The organism is Paenibacillus sp. NPDC058367, from assembly GCF_042723305.1.
Taxonomy (GTDB): domain Bacteria; phylum Bacillota; class Bacilli; order Paenibacillales; family Paenibacillaceae; genus Paenibacillus_AQ.
The window spans coordinates 1-19832 of the sequence record NZ_JBHXIZ010000003.1; the positions used below are offsets into that span (position 1 = coordinate 1).

Here is a 19832-nt window from a genome sequence, read left to right on the forward strand (position 1 = left end):
ATTTAAAAAAGATGACCCCTGTTCAATACAGAGATCATCTTCTTCAATCTGCCTAGACTTTTTTTAAATGTCCTTTACATAGGGTACAGTTTAAAATAGACCTGTCTTGTTTTTTTGTTTGTGTTTACGCTAGGCCTTAGCTATAATGATGAACTCAGCCAGAAGCACAAGTAGGGCAGTAGCAACGCCAAGCGAATTAATTACCGTTAAAGCATCTGGGTAGCTTTCTTTCTTAAATTGCGAGAATAAAGATACCATCCATAATACACTGAAGAATAATGCGACCAATCCGGAAATAGCCTCACTATCCACTTTTCTGCTCCGCATAAAAAATCCTACAAGGCCAACAACGGTAAAAATCATGTATATAACAAGCTCTATGGATGTGATGATAATCGCCTCGCCTGCAGAGAACAAATGCATTAACATGTATTGAATCCCTAAACAAATAAACACAAGCTGGTTAAAAGAAACTTTGCTCACTCTCATAGCTTATCTCCTTTTAATTTAAGTAAACTGCAATAAAAAGATAACGCTTTCATTATATCGATAATTAAAATAATCCTCTGTGACTTTCAGTACTCTTCCGATATCAGCCCAATCAAAAACAAGCCCTGAACAAAAAAAATCTCCTGGCAATATGGTTGCCGGAGATTTTAGATTAGAGTTTAAATGCTGACATAAAGGATGTATCCAAAACAGCCAATTTTCTAATAAAACTTCATCAAAAACAGGATCTCAATTAATGATGCATAAATCCACTAATTTTTAACTGCATTCAAAGCATCTAATTGGTCACTATGTCTTTTTTCTGTAAAAATAAGGCATAGGCACATACACCAGCAAGCTGCAAATGTAGAGACCATAGGAGCTACTTGTTGAGAAGCGTTTTTATTCAGTTCCATTGTTTAGTCCCCTCCTTTCAGTTTGTCATAGGGTCTGTTTTGAATACATCTCTTATGTCAGCATTGAGAATGATAGAGCGAAATTTCTATGCCACTACTTTAGATGTTTCGGTATAACTTCAATAAGTTTTTCTACAGTTAAGTCTTTGATTTCACGGATAAAAGAATCATTGATTTGGAATCCTAGTTCATTCTCGAGATCTGTTAAAATATAAATGATATTTCTAACAGAAGTTACACCTAATAGATTGGTCGTTCTATCGAATTCTTTAACATAATTTTTGACTGTTTCTTCTATAACCTGTTCGTTTAGATACAACAACTCCTTCTCCTCCTTTAAATCATCGGAATATTATTTTGCAGCTCACTTATAATTCTTCTAAAAGCCTCTTCTTGGCTTGTAGAATTAGAAAGATTAAAAGTATACATCCCCTCTTGAGAATAGGAGTTATTTTCCATTGAGTCCAGATAATCTACAGAATAGTATTCTAGTTGTCTTGCTTCTGGATTATATAAACAAACATTCTCAGAAATATGATAGTAATCAAGATTAACGCCATATTTGTACAAACAAGTGGACTTCATTTCTTTCAAATGGGACTCTTCGTAATTTCCGTTATACAAACTTAATATTGTGATATCTGGTGTGACTGCATTACTGATTAGAAAAGGTATATACCCATATCCATTGGGAACTGAAGTGCTATACTTAAGAATGCTTCCTGGAACTCCAATAATAATGACATCTGGATTCTCAGCTTGTTCTATATATTTAATATAGGCATTAATACTCTCGACCTGTTCTGAAAACGTTAGATCATTGCCGTCTATAATGTCTGGGATTGTATGGTATCCCCATAATCTAGATAGTGCATTGCTGGAAATCAAACTCATCTTATATCCCGAATTGCGAAAGTTTTCACTTAGTTTAAGCTGCAAATTCCATTTTCCGCAGTTTTCCCCCATCCCCATAATTAAAATAACTGGGACGTCGATACTCGCTAATGCATTCTGTTTCGATATAGAAGGATGCTCTAGATTCAGACACTCCCAACACTCTATAGTTGATTGGTTTAATACAGTTTTCAATTCAGCCACGTACATAATATGCTTTCCCTTCTCTTCTGCAAGAGAAGTTAACCGGCAGTAACCTGATTCATCAACTTGAAATTGAGGCTTACATAATAACAGTACATCAACAGAGTTAATCAGATCATTTAAATAAAAGCTCTCTTCATCACATATTAAAGCCTTTTTAGTGTCGTCCACTTCATCGAATGACTCCCAGCCTTTTGGAACTACGGCATATATCAGCTCGAAATTCTGAAGCTCACTTTCTGTTAGCAATAAAGGCATCAGACCTTTGTGAAAAGGGTAAACCGCCAGTTTTTTCTTCACAGTGAAATATCCTCTCTTTTAAACTGATATTTAAATTCCCTCATCATCGTATAGTTCTTCAAATTCTCCAATGCCGACGCTTTAACCCTGTTGCATTTGCTAAGCTTATAGCTTTCTGAATAATGTTCATCCTTTCCATTATCCGCTGCAGCGGGGCATATAGAGCAGCAATGAAAGGCCCAGCATTCTTTACAGTGTTGTTCCGTAACTGCTCCAACATTCAAAATTTCTCGAACCTTTTTAATATCAAAACCATCCTGAAGATTTCCCATTTTCATCAGTGAAGAATTTTCATCTATACGCTCACAAGGAAATAAGTTACCGTTTACATCTACAAAAAGTTTTTTCAAGCCTGGTATACAAGTCCCGCTGGGGTGAGCTACTTTCGGGGTCTCCTTGATTGGCGAAAGAAACTCTTTGTAGCTATAAATGGTTTCGATATCACGTTTATGATAGGCCACAGGCTCTTCTTTTACTTTTCCTAGCAGCAATAGATATGCCTTCAAAGCTTCGTAATTTCGTTCTTCAAAATAAGCCTCACCATAAACGAATTCCGTCTCTGTATAGTTCATGGATAGTGTATTAAAGTTAACTTTAGAGAGGTCACTAACTCCTTCTCCCGCTCTAAAATAATCAAAGATCTCTTCAAACTTACCATCTGGACTAATAACTGTATTGAACTTCAGTTTTTGATATAGATCAGGATAGTTATCTCGAATATGTACAACATTACGATATACAATCTCATAGGAACCACGTCCATTTACAAACGTCCTATTTTCATTATGAACATCCTTCGGTCCATCCAGGCTAATCATAATGGATATGTTAAAATCACGAACGTCCCTTGCAAAACTATCATCCAGAAGTGTGCCATTAGTAGTCATACCAAAGGAAATTTCTTTGCCGCTGACTTTTTCCTGTGTATATTTCATAGTATCTATGATGAGTTTTTTTTCAATCAAAGGCTCCCCACCATAAAAAGCTACATGCAAGTGGTCCACGTCTTTAGAATGGGCTACAAGGAAATCAATCCCTTGCTGCAGAGTATCCCAGGTTATATTCAGGGCAGAATGTGAACGATTATTATAAATTTCATTGCTTGAGTAAGGACAGTAACCACAACGCAAGTTGCAATTTTGAGACATTTGAAAAGTGATTGAGTTAACACAGCGCTCTAACTGGTACTCCAACATTTGACTTGCCGGATGCTCAATTTGTAGAATCGGAGATTCAGCTAAAAGCCCTCTCTTTTGAAAATCTTTAAGCACATTTACATCAGCTTCCTCATAACTGCCTTCAGAAATATGACTTAACGCTTCATACTGATTCTGTTTGATTTTATAAATACTGTTTCTATTCATGTCATAGACGTAATGTAGATTCGCTCTCGTTTGAAAAGGAATAAAAGGCATCCGGGGTTTCCTCCCTTTGCGTACTAGTAATCATATCTCTAAAACTCTCCTGAGATGTATACAACTCATCAAAAGTTCCTATCCCAAGAACCTTGCCACCATTTAAATAAATGATCTTATCTAATCTCTTTAATACTTCCGGTCGATGCGTGATAATGATAGTCATCATATAACGATCTGAAGATAACAGTTCCTCGTTAAAAACCTGCTCCGAATAATAGTCATAGCTTGAGGTTGCTTCATCCAATAGCAGAATTTTTGTATCCTTACGTGCTAATGTTCGGGCGAGTGCTATTTTTTGTTTTTGTCCACCCGATAGTTTAGCGCCATTATAACCAATTCGAGTGTCCATTTTTTCGGGCAGGTCTTGGATAAATGAATATGCCCCTGACTGTTTGCAGCTTTCCAATATCTCAGTAAGTGTAAGCTCTTCAGAAATGTTGATATTGTTCGCCACAGTATCATTGAAAAGATAATTGTTTTGAGCCATCAAGCTCCATATTGAGCGATAGGATTCAAAAGTATACTCTTTCACATCTTTATCGTTTATTTTGATGCTGCCTTCAGTAGGCTCATAGAATCTTAGCAGCAGATTTACAACGGATGATTTGCCGCTGCCGTTCAAACCAATAATCGCTACTTTCTCACCTTTTTGAATGGTAAAATCCACTTGATCTAGAGCTTTTTCATTCTCATAAACCAAGGATACGTTTTCGAATTTCAGATCATTGATAGATATTGATTCTAATAATTCCTTCGCTTCCGGTTTATCAATTTCAGCATCGGTATTTAGAAATTTTAAAAACCGCTCAAAAGCTGGTTTCACGCTGGATAATTGCGTAATCAAATACGATATGATAGTAATTGGTTCAAATACCAATGATGAGTACGAAATGAAAGATACCAGACCGCCAATGGTGATTTCATCTTTTTGGATTAACCAAGCACCGTACAAGTAAAGACCACAAGTAAACAATGTCGTCATAAACGAACCCGATATACTATCAATAAATCCATAACGCATTAACTTGGATTTAGCATTTTTACTTCCATCCAGATTCACTTTCAGTTTCGCTAGTCGTTTCCCAGTAATCCCCCATACTTTTATCGCTTCAATGCCACTAATTGCATCGCCTAACCATTCTGAGAAATTTGATTGCAAGTGCATAATGATTTCATATACCTTTACTTGCTTTTTATATAAAAAACTGCTAATTAGCATTTTGACTGGAATTGTAGCGAGCATAACTAGAGTTAATTTCCAGTTAATATAAAACAATGCTGTTAAGCCGGCGAAAACTTTAAATAGATTAACGAAAGATGTTAAAAATTGCGTGTCTGTCAAAGACGATATGTTGGCGATATCTTGAAAAAGCTCAGACATCACTACTGAGAAATTTCTGTCTTTAAAAAATTTCGTGCGTACGGATAACACATGTTTACAAGCTTTCTTATTCAAGTCATAGGGTATTCTCACACTTATTTCCTTATAGTAATAGAATTGAAAAATACCAAGTAATTGTTGGATAAGGAATACTAAAAAAATCAGTCCTACGTATTGAATAACTCGATAAAAATCCAAACCTAGAATTCCAATGTCAATAAGTTGCTTGGTAAACCAAGGAGTCAAAAAGCTCCCTATAGAAGTCAGCAACATAACAATACTGATTATCCAAATGTTTTTACGGTAAGGATGAAATAACTCTTTAATGCTGATCCATACTACATTGTATTTCATTTCACATAACTCCCCGCGACATATACTGAGACTAGCCTCATCCCATCTCAATACCAACAAAAAGAACAACAAAAACTACAATAGCTAGCAACGCACCTACAATAACGATCGTTTTTGGTGATCTATTACCCCTGTCCATTTCAATTCCTCCTTTATCTACGCGTGTATATCTCTTTTTCCAAACGAAATATAGGTGACAGACAAACTAATAGCTATGATAATCACAGGAATCAACACCACTTCCATAAAGCTCTTTGCTCCGGTTAGGACTATATGTTGTGAATTAACGACGTAGATTCCGGAAAACTTCATAACCTGAGTCGTTAAAGCATGGTCTGAAATCCCCCTTAACAATGCGGAGGAAGCATCACGGAAATAACCGGATATCATGAAGTCTCCGAATATAATTAGAAAAGTTACAACCACCGCTGAGGCCGTTCTTTTAATAAGAATACCTACCATAATGATTAGAGCAGCATAAGCTGATAAATAAAGGATATTTAATCCCAGTACACGGGAAACTTGAATCAAGTCAGCAGAAAAATTACGATTACCGATGTCAGTCCCAATTATCAAAGCAGCTATCATATAAGCGAGATAAAACACTACTGTAAATTGTAAAATCCACCATATAATAATTTTAAAAACAGAAAGGTATTTCCCCGTGATATAGATAAACCTACTTTGTCCGGAAGCCAGGATAACTTTGATAGATCCATATTCAAATCCTTCGGTTGCAAAAAAACATACGTAAACTGGAATAATAAAATAAAAAAATAAAGATAAAGGTGTCACAATCGTTAAGGGTTCCGCGAGATTACCGATTTCAAAACCACCTTTACCGCCAATCCAGATTGCTAGAACCAGACTTGCTATAAGGAACAGAAGAGAAATTCCCTTAAACATGATATCCCTTCTTATAAAGTAAGACTCAGCTTTCAGAAAATCCCTCATTGCTCATTCTCCTATCAGATCCATATAATAATGCTCAAGATTTGCTGTGGACAGGTTGATTCCTTCAAGTGGAATTCCATTTCTAATTAACGTTGACATTAACTGTTCAAGATCTGTCAAATCCTTGGGAACCAATATTTCTCCGGCTTCTGACAATGTGATCGAATGAATATTAAGATCGTTCTTAAGCACGTTTATTGCTGCAGCTATTTCAACGGTCTTAATACAAATTTGTGCTTCGGCTGATTGCAAGAGTTCTTCCACAGAGACTTCCTTAATGAACTGCCCTTTATGAATAAACCCGAATTTGGTAGCTAACAATTGGAGCTCACTCAAGATATGGCTGGAAATCAAGATGGTAACCCCTTTTTCATGTGCCAGCTTAGCCAATAATTTTCTCATCTCTACAATTCCTGTAGGATCAAGTCCATTAATCGGTTCATCCAACACTAAAAATTCCGGTTCATTGAGAAGGGAAATCGCCAGCCCTAAGCGTTGACGCATGCCCAGAGAATATTCCGTTGTATTTTTGTTTTCAACATCCGTTAGTCCCACTAAATTCAGCACATCTTTAATTCTCTTGAAATCCGAAATACCATGAATCTTACAATAAAAGCTTAAATTCTCTTCAGCATTCATATGGGGGTAGAGGGCAGGTAGCTCTATTAAAACCCCCATTTTTTTTCTTACCCGTGCGATGTCCTTCTCACTACTTTTACCCATCAATTGGATAGTCCCTTTTGTAGGGTAAACTAATCCACTAATTATTTTCATGAGTGTGGTTTTACCTGCTCCATTCTCACCTACAAAGCCATAGATATCACCCTGTTTAATCTGCATATTTATATTTTGAAGCGCATTTGCACTGCCGTACTGTTTAGTTAATCCCTCAGCTTCAAAGATTGTTGTATTCATTTTTCAACTCCTCCATTGCCTCTGCTACTACTAATTGATATTAAATTAGCATGTTTACTAGACTTACTAATCGCCATGGTAAAAAACACGGGAATAAATGTAACTTTCGCCGCTTCCAAGTGATCCCTAAAAGGATAAAGGTTGATTATAATCCCATATAATGTATTATTATTTATAACACAGGAGGGGAATTTCACATGATACATATTGCTATTTGTGATGATGATTTCAAGACAACAGAATATATTGAGAGATTGATCCTCAACCATCCCATTCAGCAGACCGTAAAGATAGAGGTATCCATATTCTATTCTGGTGAAAGCTTCACGAAAGCCATTCAACATGGTTGTCCATTTGATCTTATTTTTATGGATATAGAAATGAAGGGAATAAGCGGAATAACAGCGGGTCATATATTACGGAGAGATTGTGATAATGATAGGGTTCGGTTGATTTACGTATCGAGCCACGAAGAGTATCATGTTCAACTATTTGACGTTCAACCTTCTGGTTTTATAAAGAAGCCTATACATAACGAGTCTTTTGAAAAAAAACTAATCTCTATGATTCAGCAAATAAAGGTCAAGCGTCAGCAAAATCAACCAAAATTACTGCCTGTACACCAAAGTGGAACTAAACTACTTATTCCAATCCGTAATATTATGTACTTGGCAAGTGATCGCCGAAAAATCATTTTGCAAACAACGGAAGATCAAACGGAATATTACAGTACTTTATCTATAGAAGAAGGAAAGCTACCTTCGAAGCAGTTTGTGCGGATTCATCAATCATATCTTGTGAATTTCGATTACATAAAACAAATTCAGGGCAAAAAAATTGTATTAACGAGTGGGGAAGAACTTCCGATTAGCGATAAGCAAAGCACCGTAGTGAAAAAGAGTTATTTGCAATTCAGGGGGAGTCTGCTTGAATAATATTCTACTGGATGAGCTGTTCTATGCCCTCACACTGGCAGCTCTCCCATTTATCATTCATTATTTCTATGATCATTGTTTCCCACGGCTTTGGGAATCCAAAGTAATCCTTTATTCCGTATACACTGCTTATTATATTTTCGTACTCCTCCTTCATTACAGCCCATTCCCCGGCTTATGGATGCTAGGGCTTAATATAGTGGGGATAGTTCTCTTGTCCTTTTTGTATAAAGGAAAAATACAATGGCGAATTGGTGCTGCTTTATTTATAGTCGCACTGATTATTCTTTCAGATGCAGCTACTGCACCTGTGTATACGACAAGCGGATACATCTTTACCTTGTTTTTGTCGAAGATTCTGATGTTTATACTGGTACAGATCACGCTTCGGTTTACCAAAGCTTTTGGCGAGGGTAGTCTAAGCAGTTGGTATTGGATCGGGCTGTTCTGCTTTCCGTTTATCAGCATCCTCAGTATTGCAAAATTATCGGGCGAGCTGTCATTGCGGGAATATCCGGCGTTGTATCCGACTTTGTCCGGAGGATTGCTGTTAATCAACTTCCTGATCATTCTTTTGTGTGATCGTGTATTAACCATACAATCGGCACAGAATAAAAACTACTTGTTGGAACAGCAGAACACCTACTATATGAACCAGTATCTGCTCACGAAAGAAAGGCAGCAAGAAGTCTTTACGTTTCAACATGATTTCAGGAATATCTTGCTCGGCCTGAGGTCTCAATTACAAGCTGGGGAAAAAGAAGCCGGACTGAATGATGTGGATAAGCTTCTTGGAGTAATAGAACTCTCTTCAGGTGAAAGTAATACCGGCTCCATCCTAATCGACTCTATCATTAATTACAAGTCGCAATTTGCCAAAAAGCTGGGTATTTCCTTTCAAACGGATATTAAGATTCCACCTCAGCTTGACCTTGATGCTTATGCATTTAGCATTATTCTAGGGAACACCCTTGATAATGCCATAGAAGCATGCAAGCATCCAGGTGTGACTCAGCCCTATATTAAATTCCAACTTCATTATCATAAGGGTACTTTATTTATCAGAATACAGAATCCATATCAGCATTCAATACGTATGAATCATTTCGGGGAATTAGCCACAACAAAACGAGACAAGCATTTTCATGGTATCGGTCTAAAAAGCGTAAAGAATGCGGTAGAAGAAATCGGCGGAATATGGGATATCATCTATGAAAACCAAATTTTCCAAGTGGAAATTTGTCTTTTTAACATTGAGATCTTATCAGTTGCAGAAACTGAGCAAAAATGCACCTCATAGAAAGACATCGGACCCAGAGGGTTTTCCAATGTTTATTCTAAGGGGTGCATTTCAGTCACAAGTACATCTATTATTTTACTTACGGTTCGATTGTAAATTTAGACGAAAACGAAATACTGCATCTTCACCGTACCACATAGGGAAATTGGTACCCCAGATATTGTTGTGCAAATTAAAATGCCATCCTTTATCTAGAGAAACAAAAGAATTATCAAATTGTAGCAGTCTTTTTTGACCCGGTGCAGCCAAAGCAGCATCCATGGTTTCGATAAAGGCGCTCCCATCTGCCCCCTGATAACTAACGCCACGTCCAATGGCATGAAGATTACGATTCCCGTCCTTCACTACACGCAAAGGTGAGACTGGCAAGCCCATCTTATCCATCATCCAAAGATTTGGATTATCGACATTCAATGCACAACCGAACCAGCTTGCTTCTGGAAGGCGGTTCGCTTCTTTTCCGAACCATTGCAGTGATACGTCAACCGTACCTTCATGCTCAAAATCATACACTAATTCAAGTTCCTTCGGCGCACCATATAATTCATAGGCTTGTACCGGCATGCGTAAACGTAGCAAGAACCGTTTGCCGTTTACTCGCTTCATATCAGTCACGATGGGCTCATATAGCTGATGGCTAGGTAATGGTCGAACGAATTCAAAGCCAGGCTTATTAAAGTCGGCATCAGACCATGGATGGGTGAAGCTTAAATTTTGCATATAGGTACGGAAGTATCTGGCGTAGTCCTCCGTTCCAAACGTCTCATAGGCGTAAACGCCGAACGGATGGCTTTCGTCTACCCATACTTTCTCATTAGCGTCCGATAAATGAACAAGTGAGCCATTCACGCCAAAGGTCAGTTTGTAACCTTCAACCGCGTACACCTCTTGGACACTAACCTGCTCAGCATCAGCGGAACAATCTTTCCTCGTAGGCTCTAGCCTACCGAACGCTTCCTTTGCCTCCGCTTGTTTATCTTTATCCAGGCATACGACTGCCTGATCCAGATAGCCTCGTTGCTCCGCCCAAGAACGTTCGATCATCGAATACTTTCGGACGCTCTGTTCTGAGGCAAATAAACCACTAGAATGTTTATCGAATTCATCCATAGCGAATGCACCAATATAATTGAATTTCGCAGGAATATCGTCTACATCAATCTCGTCCTTGATTCTAGCATCATTGAAATCTTTTTTCGCATAGTTTCGAAAGTCAGGAAGCCATTTCTTTACGTCTAAACCCCATGTATGCTCTGCTACCATCAACATAGCATCGCTCATCCCTTTATAGGCAGTACTATGCTCGTCTAAGCTTCCTTCGGACAGCCATTTGCTTCTCAAACGTTGAAGCTCGCGAAGCTTGGCAAGTTTTAATGGATCTGTCCCTGCACCATGAATCCAAGTATCACCGATTTCTTCACTAACCACAGGAAGCTGCTCGCGAACTTGCATAAGACTTCTTGCAAATGCATCTAGTGAAGACGCTATAATCTCAGCGTCAGGGTATCGTTCTTGGATTTCACGGAACTGCTCTTCGATTTCCTCAGCACTTGGCGGCCCACAATTGTCACCTGTATGCGCAAATAGCAATATATCGTCGATCCCTTCAATCTCAACCGGCTCTCCGTAGCTTCCGGCATAGTTCACAATTAATTCGCTGCCATCCTCTGCCTGCCAGCGAAACAGCTTTGGTACATCAGGACGCATAGATGCTGGGTTAACTCCGAGATGCATATACTGAATGCCTGCTTTCTGCATATACGGAACCATGGACAGGGTATGACCTGGCACATCCGTCATTTTGGCGGCTATCGTTTGTTTTCCAAATTGTATATCAAGCTCTTGGCTGATCGTTAGCCCGTATTGGAAAAGCTCCTTATCCATAAGCTCTGTATGTGTAGTGAACGGTAACCCATGCCACACTATATGTCCTTTACGAATTGCCTTCTCCATCGCTTCTCTTTCCGAAGCAGGTGCGCGATCCAAATAATAACGAATTAGCCAGGATCCAGTCGTCCATACAAATTGCGCGCGGCCTCCTTCAGCCTCTAATGTATCGGCCAAAGCGATCGCTTTCGGAATATACTCTTCCATGTATTGTCTTAATACATGCGCAGCCAAATTCGTGAACCCAATATCCAAATGCGTTTTAAATACAACATGGACCTTCTTAGTGTTATTCATTTTCCCGACCTGCTTCCGTTAGATTATGGCTTATAGAAAACTGGAATTTCCAACGATCTATTTTCAGATTATTATATGTCACTGATCTATACAACCAAATAGTCCGAAATAATAACATTAAATAATATGAAAAATACAATGTCGCAATTTTATATCACTGATATAAAAAAAAACTCTTCCCTCCACAAAAATGTGGGGAAAGAGCCTCAAAAGTTAATTTACAAGCGAATTATTTAATAACGTTGGGTCTAACGGAGCTTCGCTCGACGATGGTGGTATCAATCTTAATCGTTAGCGCCCCTTCACGTGAATTATCCATCCGTTTAACAACTCGCTGGACAGCTGCTTGTCCGAGTTTCTCTGTAGCTTGTCTTGCTGTAGTTAATGGAACCGGCAGCAAGCTTGCCAATTGAATGTCGGTAAACCCTATGATAGACAAATGATCCGGAACCAATATTTGCATGGAGATTGCCGTATACAAGCATGATGCAGCGATATAGTCGTCTGCACATACGACTGCCGTTAAAGCGGAATTATTACCTAAAAACGACGCCAACTGCACATTCGGAGCATTCAACTGATGCATATAATCTTCTGAGCAGCTCAAGTAAATTTTACGGCTGTTTACCGGCAGATCATGATCCAGCATAGCTTGAAGATAACCTCTATACCGGTCTTCCCTGCTCGTCACACCATCAAATGCCATTGAAAGATATCCGATTTCCTGATGGCCTTTCTCAATCAAATACTGGGTGGTTTTATAAGCCCCTTGGTAATGATCATGGTAGACACAGTCAATCTGCAACTCTCGAAAGATACGATCAATGATAACTAGAGGGTAGTTTAATAGACTAAGCTCCAATACTTTCTCACTGCACTGCGTACTCCCACGCGGATATAAAATAATACCCTCCACTTGATCATCGTACAGCTCTTGCAAGCATATGCTTTCGTCTTCTTTGTCCCCAGTCATTCGAATGAGTAAATGACAATTCGCTTCACGCGCTTCTTTTTCGACGGAAGTAATTATTCTACCAATATAATCATCCATATTAGGAATCACCAATGCAATCCTTCGTATCGGTTTCTTCTCCTCGATCACCTTCTCCAGCATCTGTTCACCGGAATGTGTATGCTGGTAATCAGCGGATATGAATGTCCCACGACGGGCATGGCGATAAACGATCCCTTTTTTCTCCAAGATCTGCAGAGCAAGCTTCGCCGTCATGCGACTGACACCGTACAACTTCGCAATTTCCCCTTCAGATGGGACAAGATCATGTGACTGAAGCCTTCTCTTCCTTATTTCTTCCATAACATGATTTGCTGTCTGTATATATAATAGCGGTTTCCGCTCTTTTTGATGATCCTGATTATCCATTCGAGTCTTCACCCTTTACTCTTCTATGCCGTTAGTCTAAATATTTCGAATGGGACATCTTGTTCTCAAAATAGAATGAACAGTGGATTTATATGCTGCGTTATCAAATAGGAGGTCAACCACTTGAAAAATAAAGAATCATTTGTATTCGTCACAATCCCACTATCCGAGATCAAGAAATTCATTCTTATTGACTTTGTAGCTGGAACGGTCATTTACTTTGCCATTAGGTTTCCCTTACATTCCTTTATAGCCGCCTCAGCCGGCAGCATGTTCGGCCCAATACTTATTCGCCAATCCATGAAATTGGTTCAGAATCGCGCTAAAGCTTAAACCATAAAAGGCAAGCTTTCAACCTTGCTGTATGTATTTTAGAAATTGTTCAATCTGTTTTTTATGATGCTTATCATGTGGTATAAAACTTCTCATATACTTGCGAACACTGAACTTCTTGCGGTCTCCATCCTTATATTCCAAATCACATTCTTCATCCGATAATCCAGAGACTGCATCTAAAATTCTAGATCTGTAGAGCACAAATTGTTCAATCAAGGTTTGCTTGGATAACAATTTGGCATACTCAATCGCGTTAGCATTAAATTCGTTAAAATCCAAATGTTTCGTTGTTAGTGGTTCTTTCAAAATAATCTTCTTAATAGCACCTTCATAGAAATATTTATCCCAGAGCATGAGGTGACAGAGAATATCCTTCACGGTCCATTTACCAGTAGCTATGGGCTTATCCCAATGTTTATCTGGCACCTCTTCTAATGATTTCACGAATGGAATAAGAGACTTAAATTCGAGTATCATTTGCTCCTTTGATTTTACTGCCATAGAAGCTAACCTCCGTGTGAATATAAAATAGAATAGCAAAAATATTATGCAGCATCATCCTTAGAAGCAGTTATTAGATCAGCCTCAGTAGATTCTGGATTCAGCCAAATCTCAATCATATCATGGGTACGCTTTACATCATTTTCATCGAGTATATAATACCATTGATCCGTATGTTTTCCTTCCCCTTGGAGCATATGACTCGTTATTTCAGGGGTTCCACCTTCAAGAATTACCTTCTTAGCCAAATCCAAAATAAAATCTGACTTCATATTGGTTTTAAAGTTACTGCCAGCAATTTCAATAATGTTCTGTATATTAAGAATATTATCTATTCTTTTCATCCGATCAAGCGCTGCTTTTAGGAAAATCCGTTGTCTCTCTGTTCGCTTAAAATCAGAATCTTCCCGATATCTTACATACATTAAAGCTTCCTTACCGGAATAGATCGCTTTGTTCGGCTCAATTCTTAGTTTCTCATGATCGGGGCTCTTATTCTCTATCACCTTGGTGATTGGAAGCACCACTCCTCCAAGAGCATCTGTAACACCCACAAGCCCATTAAAATTAATAGTAGCATAGTAATCAATAGGTGTGTTCAGTAGATTCTTAACGGTATCCACACTCATCTGAGGACCACCGTAGGAATGCGCTGCATTAATCTTGGTTTCTTTTCGTGCTCCTTTGATATTTTCTGCTCCAATAATTTCAGTATATGAATCACGGGGAATGGAGACGAGCAGTGCTTTATGGTCTACAGGTCGAATAACTGTATAAATAATAGAATCAGATAGTCCGTTTTCTTTGCCACGCTGATCGGTGCCTAGTAGAAGGATAGAGAAAGGACGGTCTTTATTTTCCGTCGTTGCTTGTAATCCAGATTCTTCAGTGTCTTCCAACGGCACATAGGACTCTTCAAGGGTGTGTTCAATAGTTGGTGCTACAACATTATTAAACCCAAATATCATTAGTTCTTTACGGAAAATAAAGGATCCTAGCCCAACAAGAAGTAAGGTAGCGATCGAAAAATACCAAATCTTCATTTTCTTGCTGATTTTATTCTTTTTCACTTTCTTTTTCTCGATTCTACTTAAAGCAAATGAAGCAGGTGGATGAGTGCTCTGTTTATTTTTCATTTGAATGAATTACCCTTTCTGTTTATGCGACTTCTCACCATTAATGAACATCACTTTTTATTTGTGCCTACCCTCCATTACCTAAATATCCCATTATTATAGACGATCATTGGATCGATAAGTTTCTTTTTATAAGAAATTTTTGAGGCAAAAAAAAGACCACATCCTATCAAGGATGGGTCTGCTAAGTTTATTGAGGTTACATTAGGTTTTGTTCAGGATCGTATCGATTTCACTTTTCAGTAAAAGATACCTGACAACACTTCTCATAATTGGGACTTTGGTTAACTTATGCTGGTCTACATAGCTTTTCATTTGATCTTTAGACAGACCAAGCAAGCTACCGGCTTCAGACACAGTCAATACTTCTTTGTTGCTTGTAGCGTTAAAGGTTTTCTTCACTTTTAAATTCCAGTCTTCAAACACCTGCACTTACATCCGCCACCTTTCTACTAAGCGAGAAATATAAGACATAAAGTATTGTGTGAAACTTATAATTTCTTATATTTAAAAAAATCCCCAAACTATAAGTTTGGGGATTTTTTTCACAACTTTAGAGTTTTACAACATTCTCAGCTTGTTGACCACGATTGCCTTGAACTACGTTAAATTCTACACGTTGTCCTTCATCCAAAGACTTGAATCCGTCACCAGTGATTGCGCTGAAATGTACGAATACGTCTTCTCCGCCTTCAACCTCGATAAAACCAAAGCCTTTGTCTGCGTTAAACCATTTCACTGTTCCTGTTTGCATAATATAATTACCACCTTTTTTTAATTTACATGTTATTCTTATCCCAAAAAAATCTCTTACAAAATCTCTAAAAAAATAAAAATTCACATATGGTACAAGGTTATTGTCATCTTAAGAATAACCCTCTACGCTATGTGAATTAGCAGGTAACTACTTTCGATATATTGATTATAGCACATCCGATGGCATGTAGATACCTTTTAGATTATGTAATAAATGGAAAAAACCCTAATCCTTTAGAAAAGGACAGGGTTTCCCAACTGTAATCACGATATCACATCAGTTTAAATTTTAAAATAAGACAATTTGTCCAGCAAATCTTGCACCATTGAGCTGAGGGATTCCGTCGAAGCTGAGATTTCTTCCATAGAAGCAAGCTGCTCCTCTGAGGCTGCTGCAACACTTTGTGAATCTGCGGACGCTTCTGATGCAAGTTCGGCTAATACTTTTACACTAGCTGAAATTTGCTCTGTACCAGCAGTCATCTGCTGTGCAGCTGCAGATACTTCCTGAATCTGATCTGTAACCTGTGTCATTTCAGCAAGAATCGATGTAAACAAAAGATCACTGTCAGATACACCCTGCACACCGATACGTACTTGCTCATTACCAACAGCCATAGCCTGTGAGGCTTGATTAGTATCTTGGACCACATGTTCGACTAATTCAGTAACTTGTTCGGCAGCTTGTTTCGTTTGATCCGCCAACATGCGTATTTCCGAAGCTACTACAGCAAATCCACGACCTTGTTCACCCACTCTGGATGCTTCAATTGCTGCGTTTAATGCCAATAGATTAGTCTGCTTACTAATATTTGAGATCAGACCAATAATCCCACTAATCTGTACAGATCTTTCACCTAGTCGTTCAATCGCCAGACTGGTCTCGTCCACGGATTGCTTAAGCTCTGTCATCTGGTTCACCGCCATTTGAAGCTGTGCACTGCCTCTCTTCGTTTGATCGGTTACTTCGTCTGCAGATGCAGACACCGCTGATGAAGAGTCAGCGATACGTTGCACTCCAATGCTAAGATCGCTCATGGCCAGAGAAGATTCTCCTGCATAACCATTCTGCAGTTGCGCTCCCTCGGCGACTCGTCCAATAGCCACAGCAATCTGTTCAGCAGCTTTCCCTGTCTGTTCCGCGTTCGCTGTCAACTCTTCAGAAGTAGCACCCACTGACATCGATAAATCAGCCACAAGTCCAAACATTTCTCGAAGCTTATATGTCATCTGATTAAAATGTGAAGACATCTTACCGAATTCATCATCATTTCGAACCTGCAATGTTTGTGTTAAGTCCCCTTGAGCCATAAGCTGCAATTTCTCAGATAATACTCGAAGCGGTTTGATCACCATTAACCATAATTGTAAGACTATAACTATTCCTAGAATCAGCATCCCAACAATCATGATAATAAATGATTCTGTTTTCGTTTGTTCGTAATCAGCCATGATTGTAGCTTTAGGAATCGCAGTCTGCGTATACCATACCTGATCGCTTTCTGGCAGTGGAATCGGAACAAAAATACGAAGTACATTTTCTCCTTTCGAATTATTGGTGTACCCCTGAACCGACTTCCCATTCTTCACTTGTCTCCACAGTGCAGCTTTCTCTTCCGTATCACCGAAATCTTTAAGTACACTTTCTGGATCATTAGGATTAGCTGCATATTTACCATTACCCGTGACTAGAGAAACGTATCCACCCATAGGTTTATATTTCTCAGCATCCTCCTGGAGCTTTGATAACGAAACATCAAATCCTACCGTCCCAAGAAAAGTGCCCGATTTGTCCAAAATGGGCAGCATAACCGAAATCATCTCTATAGCCCCACCAGTCGTCTCATAGGAATAGGGTTCAATGTAGATCGGTTTTTTCTCTTTTTTAGGTAAAAGGTAATAATCACCCGCACCTTCTACATCGTAATTCTTTAAGGGTTCAACCGTTATTGAACCTTGATTCCTAAGAACATAAGGAATAAAACGCCCCGTACCATCATCATAAGGCATCTTATTGATATTAGCCTGATCGTTTTGATCGAAGGCATTCGGTTCCCACACTGTACTAATTGCAAAAAGCTCAGGTCTATTCTCAAGCATCGATTTCATTGTAGAAATAACTTCTTCACGACTCAAAGTTTGATGTTCTCTTGATTCAACCAGTACTTCTGTGAATACCTTTGCTGCCGACTCTATGTCTACCATACTATTCTGAATAGTTTCCGCATAACTTCGCCCAGCAACTTCCGCCTCTAGTTCACCGTTCGATATGCTCACACTTCGCAGATTAAGCAGATTCGCGATTAGACTAAAGAAAAAGATAACAATGATAACTAAACTTACTACCAGAACAAATTTTACCGTTAAAGAAAGCCTACGATATAACGCCATCTGAACAACTCCACTCTAGGATAATATACCTTATCTTTAATCGACAAAATACGACTATCATTAAATAGGTCTTTTCACCTATAATTAAATAATAAAATTTAAAACACCTATCCCTTCAAAAAGTATGTTTAAATAAAAGTAGCCTAACTAAAAAAATCTCAATACAAAGGAGTTCATGCCGATGGAAATATCCTCTTTTTTGTTGCCTAAAGATCAAGTTGCCTATATCACTAACTCACTATCCATGCTGGAAGCCTTAGAACAATTAGAGCAGCACCATTATACGGCTATCCCTATTATTGATAATGAAGGAAAATATGTAGGAACACTTTCGGAAGGTGATCTATTGTGGAAGCTGAAAAACACAGCAGGTCTAACTTTTGACAATATAGGAGAAGTTCCAGTAAGCGATATCCAGAAGCATGTTCATAACGAGAGCGTTCTCATAAATGCCGAAATGGAGGATATGCTGACGCTCGCCGCAGATCAGAATTTTGTTCCTGTGATTGATAAAGAAGGCGTGTTTGTCGGAATTATTCGTCGAAAAGATATCATTGAATATTATACTCGCAACATTACTGATTAACTGATTAATTGAACAACAAAAAGACCTGATCAGCAGCATCATGAGAAGATGAAGCTAATCAGGTCTTTTTTCTACCCTAAATTATAGTTCAGTCAGAATAATGGTTCCTTGAGGGGTGATAGCTAATGTATGTTCATACTGTGCTGACAGACCGCCGTCAATGGTACGTGCAGTCCAACCATCCGCATCAATCTTTGTTCTGTAGCTGCCTGTGTTCAGCATCGGTTCAATGGTAAATACCATCCCCTCTTTAAGACGAGGTCCTCTGCCAGCCGGACCATAGTGAGGTACCTCTGGTGCTTCATGCATTTCTGAACCAATCCCATGGCCAATAAAATCACGCACAACAGAAAAACCATTAGACTCTGCGTAAACTTGAATAGCATGAGCGACATCCCCGATACGGTTGCCTGCAACTGCCTGCTCGATACCACGGAATAAAGATTCTTTTGTGGTGTCTAGCAATTTAGTCGCCTGCTCACTAATGTTGCCAATCCCATATGACCAAGCGGAATCTGCCAACCAGCCATCTAAGTTAACTACCATGTCTATGGTTACTATATCTCCATCTTTAAGTGGTTCCTTCTTCGGAAATCCGTGGCAGATTACATCATTTACAGATGCACAGGTTGCATACGGATATCCGTTATATCCCTTTTGCTCAGGAGTCGCTCCTTGAGACAGTATAAATTTTTCTGCAAATTCATCAATCTCCCAGGTAGTAATTCCCGGCTGTAGAATTTGCGCAATTTGACGATGACATTCAGCAAGAATTTTTCCCGCCGCACGCATTTTTTCGATCTCTTCCATCGTTTTCATGATAATCATAATATCGCCTCTTCTGTACAGAACACATCACTCTCGGGCAATGGCTCTTCTTTTGTATTTAGTTTCCCCTTTATATTATGAAAGAAAAACACAAGAAATCCAAATCATTAAGCAAAAAAAAATATTTATCCCTGTCTGAAACTAAAAAACTCCCCTTATTCTTATAAAAATGT

General features: G+C 38.7%; 20 protein-coding genes. 4 read left to right on the forward strand and 16 right to left on the reverse strand.

Features of this window, described 5'->3' with window-relative positions:
• Positions 1-129: 129 nt before the first annotated feature.
• The 8 genes from ACFWMP_RS16830 to ACFWMP_RS16865 form a co-directional block, all read right to left on the reverse strand.
• Positions 130-489 carry a hypothetical protein gene (locus tag ACFWMP_RS16830; protein ID WP_042189944.1) on the reverse strand — a complete coding sequence of 120 codons (360 nt, stop codon included), beginning with the start codon at positions 487-489 and terminating at the stop codon, positions 130-132.
• A 272-nt stretch (positions 490-761) separates the two neighbouring features.
• Positions 762-905 carry a hypothetical protein gene (locus ACFWMP_RS16835; RefSeq protein WP_156113154.1) on the reverse strand — a complete coding sequence of 48 codons (144 nt, stop codon included), beginning with the start codon at positions 903-905 and terminating at the stop codon, positions 762-764.
• A gap of 94 nt (positions 906-999) precedes the next feature.
• Positions 1000-1227: a hypothetical protein gene (locus ACFWMP_RS16840; protein WP_339242538.1), complete on the reverse strand. Its 228-nt coding sequence runs from the start codon at positions 1225-1227 to the stop codon at positions 1000-1002.
• Positions 1228-1241: 14 nt separating this feature from the next.
• Positions 1242-2303, reverse strand: coding sequence for a TIGR04066 family peptide maturation system protein (locus ACFWMP_RS16845; protein ID WP_379424319.1), 1062 nt, complete (start codon positions 2301-2303; stop codon positions 1242-1244).
• Positions 2300-3718, reverse strand: a complete 1419-nt coding sequence (locus ACFWMP_RS16850) for a radical SAM protein (protein WP_379424320.1) — start codon at positions 3716-3718, stop codon at positions 2300-2302. Before ACFWMP_RS16850 ends, ACFWMP_RS16845 begins: the two co-directional genes overlap by 4 nt.
• The gene (locus ACFWMP_RS16855) at positions 3669-5456 is read right to left on the reverse strand and encodes an ABC transporter ATP-binding protein (RefSeq protein WP_379424321.1); all 1788 of its coding nucleotides are present in this window, start codon (positions 5454-5456) and stop codon (positions 3669-3671) included. The genes ACFWMP_RS16850 and ACFWMP_RS16855 overlap by 50 nt, the downstream gene beginning before the upstream one ends.
• A gap of 156 nt (positions 5457-5612) precedes the next feature.
• Positions 5613-6410, reverse strand: coding sequence for an ABC transporter permease (locus ACFWMP_RS16860; protein ID WP_076300537.1), 798 nt, complete (start codon positions 6408-6410; stop codon positions 5613-5615).
• A 3-nt stretch (positions 6411-6413) separates the two neighbouring features.
• Entirely contained in the window at positions 6414-7325 is a 912-nt protein-coding gene (locus ACFWMP_RS16865; protein ID WP_339266060.1) for an ABC transporter ATP-binding protein, read from the reverse strand.
• A 197-nt stretch (positions 7326-7522) separates the two neighbouring features.
• On the opposite strand from ACFWMP_RS16865, the gene ACFWMP_RS16870 reads away from it, so the two are divergent.
• Both ACFWMP_RS16870 and ACFWMP_RS16875 read left to right on the forward strand, forming a co-directional pair.
• Positions 7523-8260 carry a LytR/AlgR family response regulator transcription factor gene (locus tag ACFWMP_RS16870; protein WP_339242551.1) on the forward strand — a complete coding sequence of 246 codons (738 nt, stop codon included), beginning with the start codon at positions 7523-7525 and terminating at the stop codon, positions 8258-8260.
• On the forward strand, positions 8253-9560 hold the full coding sequence (locus ACFWMP_RS16875) for an ATP-binding protein (RefSeq protein ID WP_379424322.1): 1308 nt from the start codon (positions 8253-8255) through the stop codon (positions 9558-9560). The genes ACFWMP_RS16870 and ACFWMP_RS16875 overlap by 8 nt, the downstream gene beginning before the upstream one ends.
• Positions 9561-9635: 75 nt before the next feature.
• On the opposite strand, the gene ACFWMP_RS16880 is transcribed toward ACFWMP_RS16875, so the two are convergent.
• A complete protein-coding gene (locus tag ACFWMP_RS16880) occupies positions 9636-11744 on the reverse strand; it encodes a DUF5054 domain-containing protein (RefSeq protein ID WP_379424323.1) in 2109 nt (702 codons plus the stop codon).
• A 229-nt stretch (positions 11745-11973) separates the two neighbouring features.
• Positions 11974-13125 (reverse strand): substrate-binding domain-containing protein, encoded by a 1152-nt coding sequence (locus ACFWMP_RS16885; RefSeq protein WP_042189961.1) that lies wholly within the window; start codon positions 13123-13125, stop codon positions 11974-11976.
• A 123-nt stretch (positions 13126-13248) separates the two neighbouring features.
• Between ACFWMP_RS16885 and ACFWMP_RS16890 the strand changes: the two genes are divergently transcribed.
• Positions 13249-13458 (forward strand): hypothetical protein, encoded by a 210-nt coding sequence (locus tag ACFWMP_RS16890; RefSeq protein ID WP_042189964.1) that lies wholly within the window; start codon positions 13249-13251, stop codon positions 13456-13458.
• A gap of 18 nt (positions 13459-13476) precedes the next feature.
• Here the strand turns inward: ACFWMP_RS16890 and ACFWMP_RS16895 are convergent, their stop codons facing one another.
• The 5 genes from ACFWMP_RS16895 to ACFWMP_RS16915 all read right to left on the reverse strand — a co-directional run bounded on the left by ACFWMP_RS16895 (position 13477) and on the right by ACFWMP_RS16915 (position 18245).
• Positions 13477-13962: a DinB family protein gene (locus ACFWMP_RS16895; RefSeq protein ID WP_042189967.1), complete on the reverse strand. Its 486-nt coding sequence runs from the start codon at positions 13960-13962 to the stop codon at positions 13477-13479.
• A 44-nt stretch (positions 13963-14006) separates the two neighbouring features.
• Entirely contained in the window at positions 14007-15098 is a 1092-nt protein-coding gene (locus ACFWMP_RS16900; RefSeq protein WP_379424324.1) for an LCP family protein, read from the reverse strand.
• 204 nt (positions 15099-15302) lie between these two features.
• Positions 15303-15530 carry a MerR family transcriptional regulator gene (locus ACFWMP_RS16905; protein WP_042189969.1) on the reverse strand — a complete coding sequence of 76 codons (228 nt, stop codon included), beginning with the start codon at positions 15528-15530 and terminating at the stop codon, positions 15303-15305.
• Between the two features lie 121 nt (positions 15531-15651).
• Positions 15652-15852, reverse strand: a complete 201-nt coding sequence (locus ACFWMP_RS16910) for a cold-shock protein (RefSeq protein ID WP_036685790.1) — start codon at positions 15850-15852, stop codon at positions 15652-15654.
• Between the two features lie 284 nt (positions 15853-16136).
• The gene (locus ACFWMP_RS16915) at positions 16137-18245 is read right to left on the reverse strand and encodes a methyl-accepting chemotaxis protein (RefSeq protein WP_379424325.1); all 2109 of its coding nucleotides are present in this window, start codon (positions 18243-18245) and stop codon (positions 16137-16139) included.
• A gap of 181 nt (positions 18246-18426) precedes the next feature.
• Between ACFWMP_RS16915 and ACFWMP_RS16920 the strand changes: the two genes are divergently transcribed.
• Positions 18427-18831: a CBS domain-containing protein gene (locus ACFWMP_RS16920; RefSeq protein WP_042189973.1), complete on the forward strand. Its 405-nt coding sequence runs from the start codon at positions 18427-18429 to the stop codon at positions 18829-18831.
• Positions 18832-18912: 81 nt separating this feature from the next.
• Here ACFWMP_RS16920 and map read toward each other — a convergent pair whose 3' ends face one another.
• Positions 18913-19659 (reverse strand): type I methionyl aminopeptidase, encoded by a 747-nt coding sequence (map, locus tag ACFWMP_RS16925; RefSeq protein ID WP_042129378.1) that lies wholly within the window; start codon positions 19657-19659, stop codon positions 18913-18915.
• Between the last annotated feature and the right edge of the window lie 173 nt (positions 19660-19832).